This is a genomic window from Mycolicibacterium arenosum, from assembly GCF_024320865.1.
Taxonomy (GTDB): Bacteria; Actinomycetota; Actinomycetes; order Mycobacteriales; family Mycobacteriaceae; genus Mycobacterium; species Mycobacterium arenosum.
Genome location: NZ_JANDBD010000016.1, coordinates 31,296 through 45,406, shown reverse-complemented (window position 1 = coordinate 45,406; position 14,111 = coordinate 31,296). Strand labels below are relative to the sequence as shown.

The 14,111-nt window shown below is 67.8% G+C and carries 16 protein-coding genes and 1 pseudogene; 4 read left to right on the top strand and 13 right to left on the bottom strand.

Translation table 11 applies throughout. The annotated features are described in order from the left end of the window. Positions 1–22: 22 nt before the first annotated feature. Both NM203_RS29735 and NM203_RS29730 read left to right on the top strand, forming a co-directional pair. Positions 23–406, top strand: coding sequence for an ArsR/SmtB family transcription factor (locus NM203_RS29735; RefSeq protein WP_030133928.1), 384 nt, complete (start codon positions 23–25; stop codon positions 404–406). A 137-nt stretch (positions 407–543) separates the two neighbouring features. Next, positions 544–888 carry a DUF3703 domain-containing protein gene (locus NM203_RS29730; protein ID WP_030133927.1) on the top strand — a complete coding sequence of 115 codons (345 nt, stop codon included), beginning with the start codon at positions 544–546 and terminating at the stop codon, positions 886–888. 47 nt (positions 889–935) lie between these two features. On the opposite strand, the gene NM203_RS29725 is transcribed toward NM203_RS29730, so the two are convergent. The 8 genes from NM203_RS29725 to NM203_RS29690 are packed head-to-tail and all read right to left on the bottom strand — an operon-like array spanning position 936 to position 7,238. Beyond that, positions 936–1,529, bottom strand: coding sequence for a TlpA family protein disulfide reductase (locus NM203_RS29725; protein WP_030133926.1), 594 nt, complete (start codon positions 1,527–1,529; stop codon positions 936–938). A gap of 58 nt (positions 1,530–1,587) precedes the next feature. Further along, positions 1,588–2,187 carry a cadmium resistance transporter gene (locus tag NM203_RS29720; protein ID WP_141864114.1) on the bottom strand — a complete coding sequence of 200 codons (600 nt, stop codon included), beginning with the start codon at positions 2,185–2,187 and terminating at the stop codon, positions 1,588–1,590. Then, a complete protein-coding gene (gene lspA, locus NM203_RS29715; protein ID WP_030133924.1) occupies positions 2,184–2,690 on the bottom strand; it encodes a signal peptidase II in 507 nt (168 codons plus the stop codon). Before lspA ends, NM203_RS29720 begins: the two co-directional genes overlap by 4 nt. Next, positions 2,687–4,654 carry a heavy metal translocating P-type ATPase gene (locus NM203_RS29710; RefSeq protein WP_030133923.1) on the bottom strand — a complete coding sequence of 656 codons (1,968 nt, stop codon included), beginning with the start codon at positions 4,652–4,654 and terminating at the stop codon, positions 2,687–2,689. Before NM203_RS29710 ends, lspA begins: the two co-directional genes overlap by 4 nt. Continuing rightward, positions 4,654–5,061: an ArsR/SmtB family transcription factor gene (locus tag NM203_RS29705; protein ID WP_030133922.1), complete on the bottom strand. Its 408-nt coding sequence runs from the start codon at positions 5,059–5,061 to the stop codon at positions 4,654–4,656. Before NM203_RS29705 ends, NM203_RS29710 begins: the two co-directional genes overlap by 1 nt. A gap of 17 nt (positions 5,062–5,078) precedes the next feature. Beyond that, positions 5,079–6,047 (bottom strand): sterol desaturase family protein, encoded by a 969-nt coding sequence (locus NM203_RS29700; RefSeq protein ID WP_030133921.1) that lies wholly within the window; start codon positions 6,045–6,047, stop codon positions 5,079–5,081. A 47-nt stretch (positions 6,048–6,094) separates the two neighbouring features. Further along, a complete protein-coding gene (locus NM203_RS29695) occupies positions 6,095–6,862 on the bottom strand; it encodes a helix-turn-helix domain-containing protein (RefSeq protein WP_030133920.1) in 768 nt (255 codons plus the stop codon). Between the two features lie 16 nt (positions 6,863–6,878). Then, positions 6,879–7,238, bottom strand: a complete 360-nt coding sequence (locus tag NM203_RS29690) for an ArsR/SmtB family transcription factor (RefSeq protein WP_081843341.1) — start codon at positions 7,236–7,238, stop codon at positions 6,879–6,881. Positions 7,239–7,325: 87 nt separating this feature from the next. Between NM203_RS29690 and NM203_RS29685 the strand changes: the two genes are divergently transcribed. After that, positions 7,326–8,675 carry an NAD(P)-binding domain-containing protein gene (locus tag NM203_RS29685; protein WP_255064350.1) on the top strand — a complete coding sequence of 450 codons (1,350 nt, stop codon included), beginning with the start codon at positions 7,326–7,328 and terminating at the stop codon, positions 8,673–8,675. Beyond that, on the top strand, positions 8,672–9,895 hold the full coding sequence (locus NM203_RS29680) for an MFS transporter (RefSeq protein ID WP_030133917.1): 1,224 nt from the start codon (positions 8,672–8,674) through the stop codon (positions 9,893–9,895). The genes NM203_RS29685 and NM203_RS29680 overlap by 4 nt, the downstream gene beginning before the upstream one ends. A gap of 40 nt (positions 9,896–9,935) precedes the next feature. Here NM203_RS29680 and NM203_RS29675 read toward each other — a convergent pair whose 3' ends face one another. The 5 genes and pseudogenes from NM203_RS29675 to NM203_RS29655 all read right to left on the bottom strand — a co-directional run bounded on the left by NM203_RS29675 (position 9,936) and on the right by NM203_RS29655 (position 14,020). Then, a complete protein-coding gene (locus tag NM203_RS29675; protein WP_030133916.1) occupies positions 9,936–11,345 on the bottom strand; it encodes an FAD-dependent oxidoreductase in 1,410 nt (469 codons plus the stop codon). Between the two features lie 72 nt (positions 11,346–11,417). Continuing rightward, a complete protein-coding gene (locus tag NM203_RS29670; RefSeq protein WP_030133915.1) occupies positions 11,418–11,840 on the bottom strand; it encodes an arsenate-mycothiol transferase ArsC in 423 nt (140 codons plus the stop codon). 14 nt (positions 11,841–11,854) lie between these two features. Continuing rightward, a complete protein-coding gene (locus NM203_RS29665; protein WP_222882780.1) occupies positions 11,855–12,526 on the bottom strand; it encodes an arsenate reductase ArsC in 672 nt (223 codons plus the stop codon). A gap of 37 nt (positions 12,527–12,563) precedes the next feature. Further along, positions 12,564–13,649: pseudogene (arsB, locus tag NM203_RS29660) on the bottom strand (ACR3 family arsenite efflux transporter); the annotation flags it as partial. Further along, positions 13,646–14,020: an ArsR/SmtB family transcription factor gene (locus NM203_RS29655; protein ID WP_222882782.1), complete on the bottom strand. Its 375-nt coding sequence runs from the start codon at positions 14,018–14,020 to the stop codon at positions 13,646–13,648. The pseudogene arsB and the gene NM203_RS29655, both read right to left, overlap by 4 nt. Between the last annotated feature and the right edge of the window lie 91 nt (positions 14,021–14,111).

Genomic DNA, 14,111 nt, shown 5'->3' with positions numbered 1-14,111 from the left:
CAACGTACTTTAGTATATCGATATGGCCGAGCCGGTGGACACCTGCGACCTGCTGTGTTTGGACCTCCCGCATGCAGAGTCCATCCGGGCCGCGGTGCCCGACAACGCCACCGTGCAGGCCGCAGCCGCAGCCGCGCGTGGCCTGGCGGACGGCACCCGGCTGTCCATAGCGGCCGCGTTGGCCACTGGCGAGGAATTGTGCGTCTGCGACATGGCCTGGGTGGTGGGGTTGTCTCAGGGTTTGGTGTCACACCATCTGCGTCAGCTCAAGAATGCGTCGTTGGTGTCCTCGCGGCGCCAGGGGAAGTTGGTGATGTATCGGCTGACCGAGCGTGGGCGCCAGTTGACGGCCGCGGTGTTGTCCGGTGTGGCCGCGGTTGCTGGAGAGAGTCCGAATCGTGGCTGATGCGTGCTGCAGCCCGTAATCCGATGCCGAGTTCAGGGCGGGTCCTGAAAGTGTTGACAAGTAACGAATGCCGCTGGTGGCGGTGGCCGTCTTGCGGTCGTGACCGCACTGCCGACCGTACGACAGGAGCGAGTGTGATGCCAAGGATCAGTGCGCAGGCCCGCCTGGTGTATCGCAGCGAAATGGACGCCGCCATGAAAGCCGAGGATTCGCTGGTGCGATGGCGACATCTGGAGAGGGCTCACATCGTGTCGCAGCCAGATCCATGGCTGCACACCTGCAACCACGCCGCCATGCTGGTGTTGGCCGTGCGCCAGCACGACCGCCGCGAAGCGCTCGGGCAGGTGCTGCGCCTCATGGTCGCTGCCCCTGGGTCGATGACCGGTCGGTATCCCGTCGGCAACACCGGCCGTGTCACGGCGGGGCTGATGACACCGATGCCCGTCCCCGACGACCTCGCCGCAGTCTTAACCAGCAGGTGAACACCGCCACGGCGATCTCGCACTCAAAGCTGCTGTCCAGTGAGGAGTCATCGCTCGGTGGTCAGCCGATCGAGTAGAGGCCGTAGGTCTTCGGCTAGTAGTGCCATGAGGTACACCGCGGCGACCCGTTGGCGGTCGAGGACCATCGTGGTGGGGACCACGCTGGTCGGATAGGTGCGTCCCAGGGTGATGAGGCTGCGCATTGCGGGGTCGAAAATGGAGGGATATTGCACGTTGCGGTCAGTGACGGAATCGCGTGCAGTATCTCTGTTGTCGCGTACGTCGATACCCAGGAACTGCACACCGCGGTCGCGGTATTCGGCGTAGACCGTCTCCAGTTCCGGAGTTTCGGTGCGGCAGGGCGCACACCACGAGCCCCACACGTTGATCAGGACCACCTTCCCGGTGAAATCCGACAGCCAGATCGTTTCGTCGGTGAACAAGTCGGGGCCGTTCAGGTCGCCGATCGTCACCCGACTCGAAGGTGGGTCGTAGAAGATCGCGGTCTGGCCGCCGGGGGAAACGAAGTCGAACGTACCGCCTTGGGCGACGGCATCCTCACCAGTGGTGCAGCCGGTGACCTGGGCTGCCGCGATGACAAGGGCTGCCGCAACGGCCACTATTTGCCTGACGCTACGCATGAAACCTCCTTCACCACAAGCGTTCTGGCGTTGATGTGGCGCGCGGGCGGGGCCTGCCTCACTCTGAGAAGACCAGGCCGCTGACCAGGATGAAGATGCCGAGGGCGATCAAGACGATCGGGAACAGCACGTGTTCCCAGCGTTCGAGGACCTCGGCGATCGGCCGGCGGGTGGCGACGAATTTGGCGGCGACGACGAGGACCGCGACGAGCACGAGGAAGACGACGCAGTAGGCCACCACGGCCGCGGGTCCCACGCTGAGGAAGACCGGGACGTAGACGCCGATGTTGTCCCCGCCATTGGCAAAGGTGACTGCCGCGACGGTCCAGATGCCGACGTTCTTACCCGCGACTCTTCCATCGTCGTCGTCATCGTCGTTTCCACGCCAGGCTTCCCATGCCGCCCACAGTCCCAGGGCCAGGGGTATGAGCCCGAAGTACGGAATGATCTCCGGGGGAAGGAACGCCCCGGCACCCAACGTCACCAGCACCGCCGCGCCCAGAATCCCCGCAAACCCTAGGTACTGGCCTGCGGTGATCCGGGCCGTTGTTCCGCGTTGCCCCGCGCCGCGGGCGAAGAACAGCGACAGCACGATGATGTCGTCGATGTTGGTGACGATGAACAGGCCGATCGCGGGCAGAACTGACGACAGGATCATGCGCCGGCCCCCGTGGCTGCGGTGTCGCTGGTGCGCCAGCTCGCCACAGCGAGGACGGCTCCGCCGCCGACGACGAAGACGTCAGCGAGGTTGAAGGTCGGAAACCAGCCCGTGTGCTGGTAGTCGGTGACCAGTCCGTCAGCGGCGCGATCGATCAGGTTGGCCACCGCGCCACCCAGCATCGCGGCCAGCGCCAGCACGACGGGCAGCGCGGCGGTGCGAGTGACGCGGACCGCGAACACCGCGAGTGCGACCACGATCACGCCGGTGACGCCGAGCAGGACCGCTGGGGGCAGGGTGTCGCCGAGACTGAATGCCACCCCGGGGTTGAACGCCAGCCGCAGGTGCAGCAGACCGAGATCTGTTGAGCTGCCATCGTTCAGCGCCCGGGCGGCCCACGTCTTCAGTCCCAGATCAAGTCCGGCGGCGATGACCGCCGTGGCGGCCAGGGTGATCCGGCCCCGAATTACCCTGGCCTCGGCGCCGGTGTGGCCAGCGGTCACGACGGCGCGCCCACCGGCGCCGCGCGGGTGTCGCTGGCGGCCGGATCGACCGGCGCAGCGGCCAGTGGCTTGGTGCGCCCAGCCCGCACACCGTTGGCGATGACCACGATCTCGGCGAGTTCGTGGACCAGCACCACGGCGGCCAGCCCGAGCACCCCGAACAGTGCCAGCGGCACCAACGCGATGATCAGGCCCAGGGATAGGCCGACGTTTTGCAGCATGATCCGCCGCGCCCGGCGCGCGTGGGTGAACGTCTGGGGCAGGTGGCGCAGGTCTTCGCCCATCAACGCCACGTCCGCGGTTTCGATGGCCACGTCGGTGCCCATCGCGCCCATCGCGATACCGACGTCGGCGGTGGCCAGCGCGGGAGCGTCGTTGACGCCGTCGCCGACCATCGCCGTGGGGCGCTGGGCCCGCAGCTCTTCGATCAGTCGCGCTTTGTCTTCGGGGCGCAGCTCGGCGTGCACGGCGTCGATCCCGACGTCGCGGGCCAAAGCCGCTGCGGTGGCCTGGTTGTCGCCGGTGAGCATGGCGACGTGGTAGCCGTCGCGGCGCAGCCGGGCGACCACCTCGGCGGCCTCGGGGCGCAGCTCGTCGCGCACGGCGATGGCACCGATGACCTGGCTGTCGTGTTCGACGAGGACGGCGGTGGCCCCCGCCTGCTGCATGCACGCGACCTCCTCGGCGAGCGGGCCAGGGTCGAGCCAGCCGGGGCGGCCCAGACGAAGCGTGTGCCCATCGCGGCGTCCGGTGAGCCCGGCGCCGGTGACGGCCTCCACGTCGGTGGCAGGGATGACGTCCTCGACGGCGGCGAGGATCGCCGCGGCCAGCGGGTGCTCGCTGCGCGCTTCCAGAGCCGCAGCCAGATCCAGCACCTGCTCGCGGGTGGCGCCGTGGGTGGTGGCCACGTCGATGACTGCGGGCCGGTTCGCGGTGAGCGTCCCGGTCTTGTCCAACGCGACACCGCGGATCTTGCCCAGCCCTTCCAGCGCGGCGCCGCCCTTGACCAGCGCACCGAGCTTGCTGGCGGCGCCGATGGCGGCCACCACGGTGACGGGCACCGAGATCGCCAGGGCGCACGGCGAGGCGGCGACCAGCACCACCAGGGCACGTTCGATCCAGGTGGCCGAGTCCCCGAGCAGGCTGCCGATCACCGCGATCAGCGCCGCGACGATCATCACCCCGGGAACCAGGGGTTTGGCGATGCGGTCAGCCAGGCGTTGGGAGGCGCCCTTGCGGGACTGTTCGGCCTCCACGATGCGCACGATGCGGGCCAGCGAGTTGTCCTCGGCGGTGGTGGTGACCTCCACCTCGAGCACCCCGGTGCCGTTGATCGACCCCGCGAACACCTCATCACCGGGCCCAGCCTCCACGGGGACCGACTCACCGGTGATGGCCGAGACATCCAGCGCGGTGCGGCCGTCGCGGATGATGCCGTCGGTGGCGACGCGCTCACCGGGCTTGACCAGCATCCGGTCGCCGATCCGCACATCGGCTGTCGCCACGGTCTTTTCGCTACCGTCACGCAGCACTGTCGCTTCGTCGGGCACCAGCGACAACAGTGCGCGCAGTCCGCGGCGAGTGCGCGCCAGCGAGTACTCCTCCAGTCCCTCGCTGATGGAGAACAGGAAGGCCAGCATGGCGGCCTCACCCACCTCGCCGAGGATCACCGCGCCCACGGCGGCGATGGTCATCAGCGTGCCCACGCCGATCTTGCCCTTGGCCAGCCGTGTGAGGGTGGACGGCACGAAGGTATAGGCGCCGGCCAGCAGCGCCACCGCTTCCAGCGTGCGCACGACCGGCTCGGCGACGTCGAGGAACCCGGCGATCACCGCTGCCAGCAGGAACACCCCCGAAATGGCGGCGAACTGCAGTTCCTTGATCTGCCACAGCCGCTCGGGCTCACGCTCCTCCTCGTCGGCGCCGCGGGGTTCGTCGTTGCCGCAGCCGCAGGCGTCGCTCATCAGCGAGTCTCCTTCGTGCTGGTCGTCGCGTCGGTGCGGGAGCGGGTGCCGTAGGTGGGGCACAGTGCGACGGCGTTGCCGGTGGCGGCGAGCAGTGTTTCGGCGGAGGCGAGCAGGTCGAGCAGTTCGGGGCGGGTCAGCGAGTAGAACACCTGCCGGCCCTCGGGGCGGCCGGTGACCAGCCCGCAGTCCCGCAGGCACGCCACATGCGCCGACACGGTGGACTGGGCCAACCCCAGCTCTCCGATCAGGTCGGCCACGCGGGCCTCCCCGTCAGCGAGGCGGCGCACGATCGCCAACCGAGCCGAATCGGAGAGGCTGTGAAATAGCGCCACCGCCGCATCCAGATTCGAGGAGTTTCCTGGGGCGCTGCCGCCGAGGCACGCATCCGATTTATTCATCGCCATATGACGATTATGACCGGTTAGCAGCGATACTTTTCGCTGGGGTCGGGCGTCGACGTCTCGGTGCCGTTCGTCGCCGCGGTGGCGGTGGGTGTGAGGGTGCATCCGCCGTCGCGGGTGAACGGGTAGATCATCTGGCGCAGGTAGCCGCTGGGGTAGTCGGGTTTGGCGGCCATGCCGAGTTGGGTGGAGTCGAATCGTCGGGCGGGGTCGTAGGAGTAGGTGCGCAGCAGGTGATCCCACACCAGGGTGAACAGTCCGAAGTTGACGTCACCGATGCCGGCCCACTTGAGGTGGTGAAAGCGGTGGCCTTCGTTGAGGGCTAGGACGTACTTGGCGGGACCGATGCGGTAGTCGGCGTTGGAGTGCTGCAACAGCAGCTGGATTGCCACGGCCAGCGCCAACACGGAGGCCACGTTGACGGGCAGGCCGATCAGGATCAGGGGGGCCACGCCGGCGGCCATCTCGGCGGTTTGGTGTAGGGGGTGTTTCATCAGGCCGTTGAGGCCGTAGAAGCGGGTGATGCTGTGGTGCACCGCGTGGAATCGCCACAGCACGCCGATCTTGTGGCTGGCCAGGTGTACGACGGTGATGCCGAAATCCGCGACCAGGATCGCGGCTAGCACCTGTGCGACGAACGGCCAACTGTACGGCCACAACTGGGGCGCGGGCACGATCGCGGCGAGCAGCGGGATGGCGGCCACGCTGCCCAGGATGAGGGTTTCGTTGACCGCGACGTGGATGCGGTCGCGGGTGCTATCGGCACGGTCGTGGTTCCACTCGGGGTCATACGGGATGACCCGTTCGACCAGAAACGCCGTCGCGATCGCGACGACCAGAATGACCATCAACCAGTACTTCGGTGCCCCGGCCGCGGCCACGGCGATACCCGCGCCGTTGAGGCCGATCAGCATGAACGGCACATAGCCGTACCGGGCCACCACCTGAACCGCGCTGGTGGCCATCGATGTCATGGAAGTCGTACTCATGCCTTGATCGTCGCGGCCGCCGCCACGGCGGGGCTTGAACGATTCGGCTAACCGGTGCTGTCGAGATCCCAGGACACGTGCCGGCTCAACACCGAGGGCGCCAAGCCGAACATCTCGCGGGTCGTGCGAGAAAGGTGCGCGCTATCGGCGAAACCCGCACCGTGCGCCGCCCCAGTGAGGTCGTCCCCGGACTGCACGCGGGTGATCGCGATCCGCAGCCGCGACCACAACACGTAACGGCGTAACGGAATCCCGACCTGCTCAGTGAACAAATGCGTCAGCCGACTCGGCGAAATCCCGACCCGTGCAGCTAATTCTGTACCGCTGACCGGGCCCGCCGCCACAAGGTCAGGCAACAGCCGCAACGCGTCAACGATGGCGGGATGGTGCGCCCTGTCGTCTACGGCAAGGACGGGCGCCAGGTGCGCGATCAGCTCGTCGACCACCGTGGCCAGCGCTCGCCGACGGGTGAACGTCAGCACCGGGGCAACAGTCCACCCAGAGTGGACCGCACGCAGCTGCGCAGACCGTCCCGGCGCGGACTCCGGCTCCAGGAACACCACCGTGCCCTCCGGCGCTCCGACCTCGACTCGATGGGGGGCATCGGCGGGCACGACCACCTTCGTGCCGCGGTGCCGCGCGCCGTGCTCGTCAAGCACCGTGAACGCCGTTGTCGCGGTGATGATCTGCACGGCGTGATGGGCGTGGGCATCGGTGGTGCCGATGGACCCGGTGAACGCCAACACCCCCGGACGCAGCAGTGCCGCACCGCCCCAGCGCGGCTCCACGCCGAGATCAAGGCCGGACCTATTCATCGCCATCGAACGATGGTCATTCTGAATGCGTCGACATTGCGGTGGCGATGCGGTCCAGGGCTGCGACATTGACGCGGTAGTAGGCCCACTTGCCGCGTTGGTCGCGGCTGACGAGGCCGCTGTCGACGAGCAGCTTCATGTGATGGGACACCGTGGGTTGGCTCAGCCCAAGTGGCTCGGTGAGGTCGCAGATGCAGGCTTCCCCACCGTCTGATGCGGCGATGAGCGACACCAGTTTGACCCGTGCCGGGTCGGCAAGCGCCTTGAACACCGAGGCGAGTCGTTCGGCGGCAGCGGTGTCCAGCACGCCGCCGGTCAGCGGTGAGCAGCAGCTGGCCACATCACTTGAGGTCAACGGTGCGGTCGCGGTTGCCATGTCCTCATGATGGCACACGCATTGACAAACGTCGATGCGTCAAGCACGATCAGTCCCATCGAAGAACGTCGATGAGAGGAGTGGAGCATGTCAGAGCTGCCCGTCGTAGTGATCGGGGCCGGACCGCTGGGTCTGGCGGCGGCCGCGCATCTACTGGAGCGCGGACTCACCCCGCTGGTGTTGGAGGCCGGCCAAGGTCCAGGATCGGCCGTCGAGCAGTGGGAGCACGTGCGCACGTTCTCCCCGTGGCCCGAACTGGTGGACCCCGCCGCCGAACGACTGTTGGAGCCGACGGGCTGGACGGCCTCCGCTTCCGGATTCCCGACCGGCCGGGAGTGGATCGACGACTACCTGGCACCGTTGGCGGGCGCCTTGGGTGAACGGGTCCAGTACGGCGCGCGAGTGGAGGCGGTGTCCCGGTTGGGCCGGGACCGGCTCGTCACGCCTGGTCGTGCCGAGACGCCGTTCGTCGTGCACGTGAGCAACGCTGACGGAACGGAGTGCCGGGTGCAGGCCCAGGCGGTCATTGACGCCTCGGGCACCTGGGGCCAGCCCAACCCTGCTGGCGCTGACGGGGTTCCGGCGATCGGGGAACGCGCGGCAGCGACCTCCGGGGTGCTGACCTATGTTCCGCCGACCCTCGCGCAGGCCTCAAGTTTGGCAGGCAAGCACGTGGTGGTGGTCGGCAGCGGGCATTCGGCGATGACCGCGGTGATCCAGCTCGGCGAGGTGGTCCGCAAGGATCCCTCGACGACGGTGACGTGGGTACTGCGCCGCGGGGTCTCCGAGGACACCTTCGGCGGGGGCGCCGCCGATGAACTGCCCCAGCGCGGCGCTCTGGGTGTGCGATCCAAGGAAGCGGTCGAGGCGGGCCGGGTGTCGCTGTCGACCGGATTCCGCACCGAGCGCATCGATCTGGTCGACGGCCGCGCGGTGGTGACCGCCGAGGACGGGCGCGCTTTGGCGCCAGCCGATCACGTGGTGGTGCTCACCGGGTTCCGGCCGGACCTGTCGTTCCTGTCGGAGATGCGCATCGCGCTGGACCCGATCCTGCAGGCCCCGATCAACCTGGCAGGCTCGATCGATCCGAACATGCACTCCTGCGGCAGCGTATTGCCGCACGGCGCCGCCGAATTGGCCCTCCCCGAGCCGAATCTGTACATCGTGGGCATGAAGTCCTACGGCCGGGCGCCGACGTTCCTGGCGATGACCGGCTACGAGCAGGTCCGCAGCATCGCCGCCGAGCTGGCCGGCGACCACGAGGCCGCGAGCCGGGTCGAGCTGACGTTGCCCGATACCGGGGTGTGCAACGGGGCGGGCTTGTTCGACAGCCCCGAGGGCGAGAACGCCGGGGGCGGGTGCTGCGGACCAGCCCCGACGTCGCAGAACTCGGCACCGCAGCTGCTGTCGTTGTCGCTGAACCCCATTGGCGGATGACCCAGGCCAATCCTCATCCGGCGCCCGGTGCAGCTCACGGGCTGCGCTGGGTGTTGGTGACGTTGTGTGTCACCGAGATCAGCAGCTGGGGTGTGCTGTACTACGCCTTCACCGTGCTTTCGGAGCAGATCAGCGCCGACACCGGCTGGTCCCCGCCGGCGGTGACGGCCGCGTTCTCCGCGGGGTTGGTGACCGCGGCATTGGTGGGCATCCCTATTGGGCGGTGGTTGGACCGGGTGGGTCCGCGCTGGATCATGACCGCCGGCTCCATCCTGGGCAGCCTCGCGGTGGTGGCGGTTGTGACGGCGCCGAACTACGGCTGGTTCGTCGCGGCCTGGGTGCTGGCCGGAGTGGCGATGAGCGCGGTGTTCTATGCGCCCGCGTTCGCGGCGCTGACCCGGTTCTTCGGCACCGACGCCGTGCGTGCACTGACCGCGTTGACGCTGGTGGCTGGTTTCGCCAGCACCGTGTTCGCCCCTTTAACCGCGGCACTGTCAGCCCAGATGAGTTGGCGTCACACGTATCTTGTTCTGGCTGCCGTGATGGCGGTGATCACCATCCCGGCGCACTTCTTCGGCTTGCGGCGCCCATGGCCGGCGGTGACCACCACGCATCAGCATGTCGAGGCGCCGACCCGCACCGCTCGGAGCGGGCCGTTCCTGGCGTTGATCGCGGCGTTCGCGCTCGCCGGGCTCGCCTCGTATGCGGTGATCGCGAACCTGGTGCCGTTGATGAGTCAACGTGGCATCAGCACCGGTGCCGCGGCGGTTGCGCTTGGCTTGGGCGGCGCCGGGCAGGTGTTGGGCCGCCTGGGCTATCAGAGGTTGGTGCGCCGCGTCGGTGTCGTGCCCCGCACGGTGCTCGTCATGGCCGGCGTCGCCGCCACCACCGCGCTGCTGGGGCTGTTCAGCAGTTTCGCTGCGCTGGTCGTGGTGGCGATCGGGGCGGGAGTGATCCGCGGCATCATGACCTTGCTGCAGGCCACCGCGGTCACCGAGCGTTGGGGTTCGGCCCATTACGGCCATCTCAGCGGCATCCTGTCTGCGCCGATCATGATCGCTACCGCGGTCGGACCTTTCGTGGGTGCGGCGCTGGCCAGCCTGCTCGGCGGGTACGCCGCGATGTTCGTCGCCCTCGGCGCTATCGCCGCGGCGGGGGCACTGATGGCGGTGGCCACCAGGCCGCGAGTCGCGACCCCAGTGCCGGTCGTCCGGGTCTAGCGGCTTTTGGCGCGCGATCCGATCCCGTGCACCCAGAAGGTCAGCTGAATGCCTTCGCCCGGAGGTGGCGGGCCCAGGTCTGGGTGGCCATTTGGGTTGCGTCCCAGGGTGATCCCAGCGGCGGGGTGTAGGACAGGTCCAGCTCGGAGAAGCCTTCGACGCTCATCTCGTGGAACAGTGCGGTGGCGTAGGTGTCGACCCGTTTGGACACCTCGGCGCTGCGGTGCCCGACGAGCTGCGCCCCCAGCAGCCGGCCGGTGCGTTCGTCGCCGGTGATCCGGATGTGAATGGGGGTCGCACCCGGGTAGTACGCCTTGTGGTCATCCGGGGTGGCTGCGGTGGTGACCGGTGTCCACCCGCGGTCTGCGGCGAGCACTTCGTGGTCGCGCAGCCCGGTGCGGGCGGCCACCAGGTCGAAGACCTTGACCACCTGGGTGCCAAGGCTGCCCGCGAAGCGGGCGTTACCGCCGAGGGCGTTCTCCCCGGCGACGCGGCCCTGTTTGTGAGCGGTGGTGCCCAACGGCAGCCACGTCACGCCGAGCAGGCGGTGGTGGGTGTGCACGCAGTCCCCGGCAGCGAACACATCCGGCAGATTCGTGCGCATCGCCTCATCCACGGCGATCGCACCTTGGATCCCGAGTTCGGCGCCAGCATCGGCGGCCAGCTCCACGTCCGGTCGCACACCGACCACGACGAGCACGAAATCGACTGTCTGCTGCAGTGTTTCGCCGCCACAGTAGGCAGTCACCGTCAACGCGCCGGCGTCGGTGCGGGCGACGGCGGAGACGGTGGTGTTGGTGAGGACCTGAACGCCGTGGCGTTCCAGTTCGTCGTGGACCAGGGCGCCCAGCTCGGGGTCGACGGTCGGCAGCACTTCGGGTAGCGCCTCGATCTGGGTGACGGCGATACCGCGGGTGGTGAGTCCTTCGGCCATCTCCAGGCCGATGTACCCGGCGCCGATGATGACCGCGGTCTTAGGGCCGCGCTGCTCAAGGGACTCCATGACGGCAAAGGTGTCGCCCATCGAATGCAGCAGGTGCACGCCATCTTGGGGGCCGAGGGCGTCTGGTCCGGTGAGACCGTCGATCGGTGGGCGGGCACTGACGGCGCCGGTGCCCACGATCAGGGCATCGTAGGACAGTTCGGTGGGCGCCCCGGTGGGGTCGAGGACGTCGAGGGTGTGTTCGGCGACGTTGATCCGGGTGGCGCGGGTGTCGGTGAGGACCCGCATACCGGTGGCGGCCAGGTCATCAGCGGTGCGATGCGCCAGATTGGTCCAGTGCGTGACCTCCCCGGAGACGTAGTACGGGATGCCGCAAATGGAGAAGTTGGGGTAGGCGTCGGCGACGACGACCGTCACTTCGGTGCTGGGGTCGAGTTCACGGATGCGTAGAGCGGCGCTGATTCCGGCGTCGCTGCCGCCGATGGCGACGATATGGCGTGCGGGCATGACGAAGTCTCCTCGGTATATCGAGTGGAAGGGTGGGTGCTGCCGCGCTGCAGCGTGAAAGCGGGCTGAGTGTCAGGCAGTGCCGTTGGTGAGCGTGGTGTGGAGGCGTTGGACGCGGGCGGTGATGTCGTCGCGGACCAGGCGCATGCGTTCGATGCCGTCGATGCCGCGGTCAGAGGGTTCGTCGGTGTCCCAGTTCTCCACCCGGATGCCTGGTAGCGGATCGAGTTGGGCTTCCCGGCCGAGGGTGACCACCAGATCGACGTCGCGAGCCAGCTCGTAGTCCACCGGCTTGGGCTGCTCACCGGCGATGTCGACGCCCACCTCCCGAAGTGCTTCGGCGGATAGATCGTTGACCGCGGCACCAGGTTTGGTCCCGGCCGAATGCACAGCCACGGTGTCGCCGGCGAGCTGGCGCATGAGCCCAGCCGCCATCTGCGACTTGCCGCCGTTCTTCACGCACACGAACAACACCGACGGTGTCGAGTCAGTCATCGGGCCCTGTGCTCCTAATTCTGTCGTGCGATGACGTTGAGTTCCGCGAGGAGGCGGCGGACGCGTTCTTCGAGGTCGTCGCGGATCGGGCGGACCGCGGTGACGTCCTGGCCTTCCGGATCGGGTAGGTCCCAGTTCTCGTAGCGCTTGCCGGGGAAGATCGGGCAGGCGTCCCCGCAGCCCATGGTGATCACCACATCGGCTGCCTGCACGATTTCATCGGTCCAAGGCTTGGGGAACTCGCCGGTGATGTCGATGCCGACCTCGGCCATCACCGCCACGGCGGACGGGTTGATGGCATCGCCAGGCTCGGAGCCACCCGACCAGGCCACCGCGTCGTCGCCGGCGAGGTGGGTGAAGAAGCCCAGCGCCATCTGAGACCGGCCAGCGTTGTGGGTACACAGGAACAGCACCGTGGGCTTGCCGTCGCTGATCTTGCCTTCCACCCTCGCCAGGGCGTGCAGACGTTGGCGGGCGAATCGTTCGGCCAGCAGCGGCAGGAAGTTCGGGACGGTGGCGCGGCCGGCGAACTGGTCATAGGAGGTGTGCAGGAACCGTTCGATGGTCTCCACACCGAAGCTGTCACCGAAGTCGCGTTCCAACCGGGTGGCCGCGGTCTTCAGGGCGTGTTGTTGGTCGATGGACAGGTCGCGGTGCGGGCGCAGGGCGGCGGGGCTGTCAGACATGGTGTCAGGACTCCTGTGTCGTGGACGGGTGAACTGCAGCGGGTGCGGTGGTGGTGGCGTCTCGGAAGCGTCGGCGCAGGGCCAGCGACACGTACACCAGCCCCACCAGGACGGGGACTTCGATGAGCGGGCCGACGACCCCGGCGAGGGCTTGCCCGGAGGTGGCGCCGTAGGTGGCGATCGCGACGGCGATGGCCAGCTCGAAGTTGTTGCCCGCCGCGGTGAAGGCCAGGGTGGTGGTCCGCGGGTAGCCCAGGCCGATCGCGGCGCCCAGCAGGTAGCCCCCGCCCCACATGATGGCGAAGTAGACCAGCAGCGGCAGCGCGATCCTGGCGACGTCGAAGGGATGGCTGGTGATCTGTTCGCCTTGCAGCGCAAAGAGAATCACGATGGTGAACAGCAGCCCGTAGAGGGCCCACGGCCCGATCCGAGGCAGGAAGGTCGACTCGTACCAGTCGCGGCCCTTGGCCTTTTCCCCGATCCGGCGCGACAGGTAGCCGGCCAGCAGGGGGATGCCCAGGAAGATGAGCACCGATTTGGCGATCTGCCACGGCGAGGTGCTGATGGTGGTCTGTTCGAGGCCGAGCCAGCCGGGCAGGACTGACAGGTAGAACCAGCCCAGGACGGCGAACATGATGACCTGGAAGATCGAGTTCAGCGCGACGAGGACGGCGGCGGCTTCGCGGTCACCGCAGGCCAGGTCGTTCCAGATGATGACCATGGCGATGCAGCGGGCCAGGCCGACGATGATCAGGCCGGTCCGGTACTCGGGAAGGTCGGGCAGCATCAGCCAGGCCAACGCGAACATTAGCGCCGGGCCGAACACCCAGTTCAAGAACAGCGAACTCAGCAGCAATTTGCGGTCGCCGGTCACGGTGTCGAGGCGGTCGTAGCGAACCTTGGCCAGGACCGGATACATCATGATCAGCAGGCCGAGGGCGATGGGAAGCGAAATGCCGTCGATCTGAACGCTTTCCAGCGCCGTGTTCAGGCCGGGAATCCAGCGGCCGAGGAGCAGCCCGGCGACCATAGCGACGCCGATCCACACCGGCAGGAACCGGTCCAGGGTGGACAGCTTGCCCACCACCGGCGCTGAGGAACTCGAGGCCACCGTGTCGGTCATGCCGTCACCCCTGCCAGTGCTGCGGTGTTGAGGTCCAGCAGCGCCGCGATGTCGCGCAGCGCTTCGGGGACCACGGCGTAGTACACCCACGACGCCCGACGCTCAGAAGTGAGCAGGCCGGCGGCGCGCAAGACCTTGAGGTGATGCGACACCGTGGGCTGGGAGACGTCTATGCCACCCGAGACGTCACACACGCACGCCTCCCCACCGGAATGACTGGCGATCGCACTGAACAGCCGCAGCCGCACCGGATCAGCCAGCGCTTTCAACTTCTTGGCCATCTCGGTGGCCGCCGGCTCAGTCAGCGGCTCGCGCAACAGCGGTGGCGTGACGCAACACGCGTCTTCGGGCACTCCCCCTGGGTTCGACATATATCGATATTGACGACTATCGAACCAAGATGCAAGCAAACGATGTGTGAACACCGCACGCCGCGCGCACCCGGCCCATCCCAGCAGTCCG

Bases quoted from the DNA above. Each gene is read 5' to 3' on its own strand.
- NM203_RS29680 (WP_030133917.1), top strand. From the start codon at position 8,672: ATGACCCAGGCCAATCCTCATCCGGCGCCCGGTGCAGCTCACGGGCTG.
- NM203_RS29730 (WP_030133927.1), top strand. From the start codon at position 544: ATGCCAAGGATCAGTGCGCAGGCCCGCCTGGTGTATCGCAGCGAAATG.
- NM203_RS29695 (WP_030133920.1), bottom strand. From the start codon at position 6,862: ATGAATAGGTCCGGCCTTGATCTCGGCGTGGAGCCGCGCTGGGGCGGT.
- NM203_RS29690 (WP_081843341.1), bottom strand. From the start codon at position 7,238: ATGGCAACCGCGACCGCACCGTTGACCTCAAGTGATGTGGCCAGCTGC.
- NM203_RS29725 (WP_030133926.1), bottom strand. From the start codon at position 1,529: ATGCGTAGCGTCAGGCAAATAGTGGCCGTTGCGGCAGCCCTTGTCATC.
- NM203_RS29700 (WP_030133921.1), bottom strand. From the start codon at position 6,047: ATGAGTACGACTTCCATGACATCGATGGCCACCAGCGCGGTTCAGGTG.
- NM203_RS29675 (WP_030133916.1), bottom strand. From the start codon at position 11,345: ATGCCCGCACGCCATATCGTCGCCATCGGCGGCAGCGACGCCGGAATC.
- NM203_RS29655 (WP_222882782.1), bottom strand. From the start codon at position 14,020: ATGTCGAACCCAGGGGGAGTGCCCGAAGACGCGTGTTGCGTCACGCCA.
- NM203_RS29670 (WP_030133915.1), bottom strand. From the start codon at position 11,840: ATGACTGACTCGACACCGTCGGTGTTGTTCGTGTGCGTGAAGAACGGC.
- NM203_RS29710 (WP_030133923.1), bottom strand. From the start codon at position 4,654: ATGAGCGACGCCTGCGGCTGCGGCAACGACGAACCCCGCGGCGCCGAC.
- NM203_RS29685 (WP_255064350.1), top strand. From the start codon at position 7,326: ATGTCAGAGCTGCCCGTCGTAGTGATCGGGGCCGGACCGCTGGGTCTG.
- NM203_RS29720 (WP_141864114.1), bottom strand. From the start codon at position 2,187: ATGATCCTGTCGTCAGTTCTGCCCGCGATCGGCCTGTTCATCGTCACC.
- NM203_RS29705 (WP_030133922.1), bottom strand. From the start codon at position 5,061: ATGGCGATGAATAAATCGGATGCGTGCCTCGGCGGCAGCGCCCCAGGA.
- NM203_RS29735 (WP_030133928.1), top strand. From the start codon at position 23: ATGGCCGAGCCGGTGGACACCTGCGACCTGCTGTGTTTGGACCTCCCG.
- NM203_RS29665 (WP_222882780.1), bottom strand. From the start codon at position 12,526: ATGTCTGACAGCCCCGCCGCCCTGCGCCCGCACCGCGACCTGTCCATC.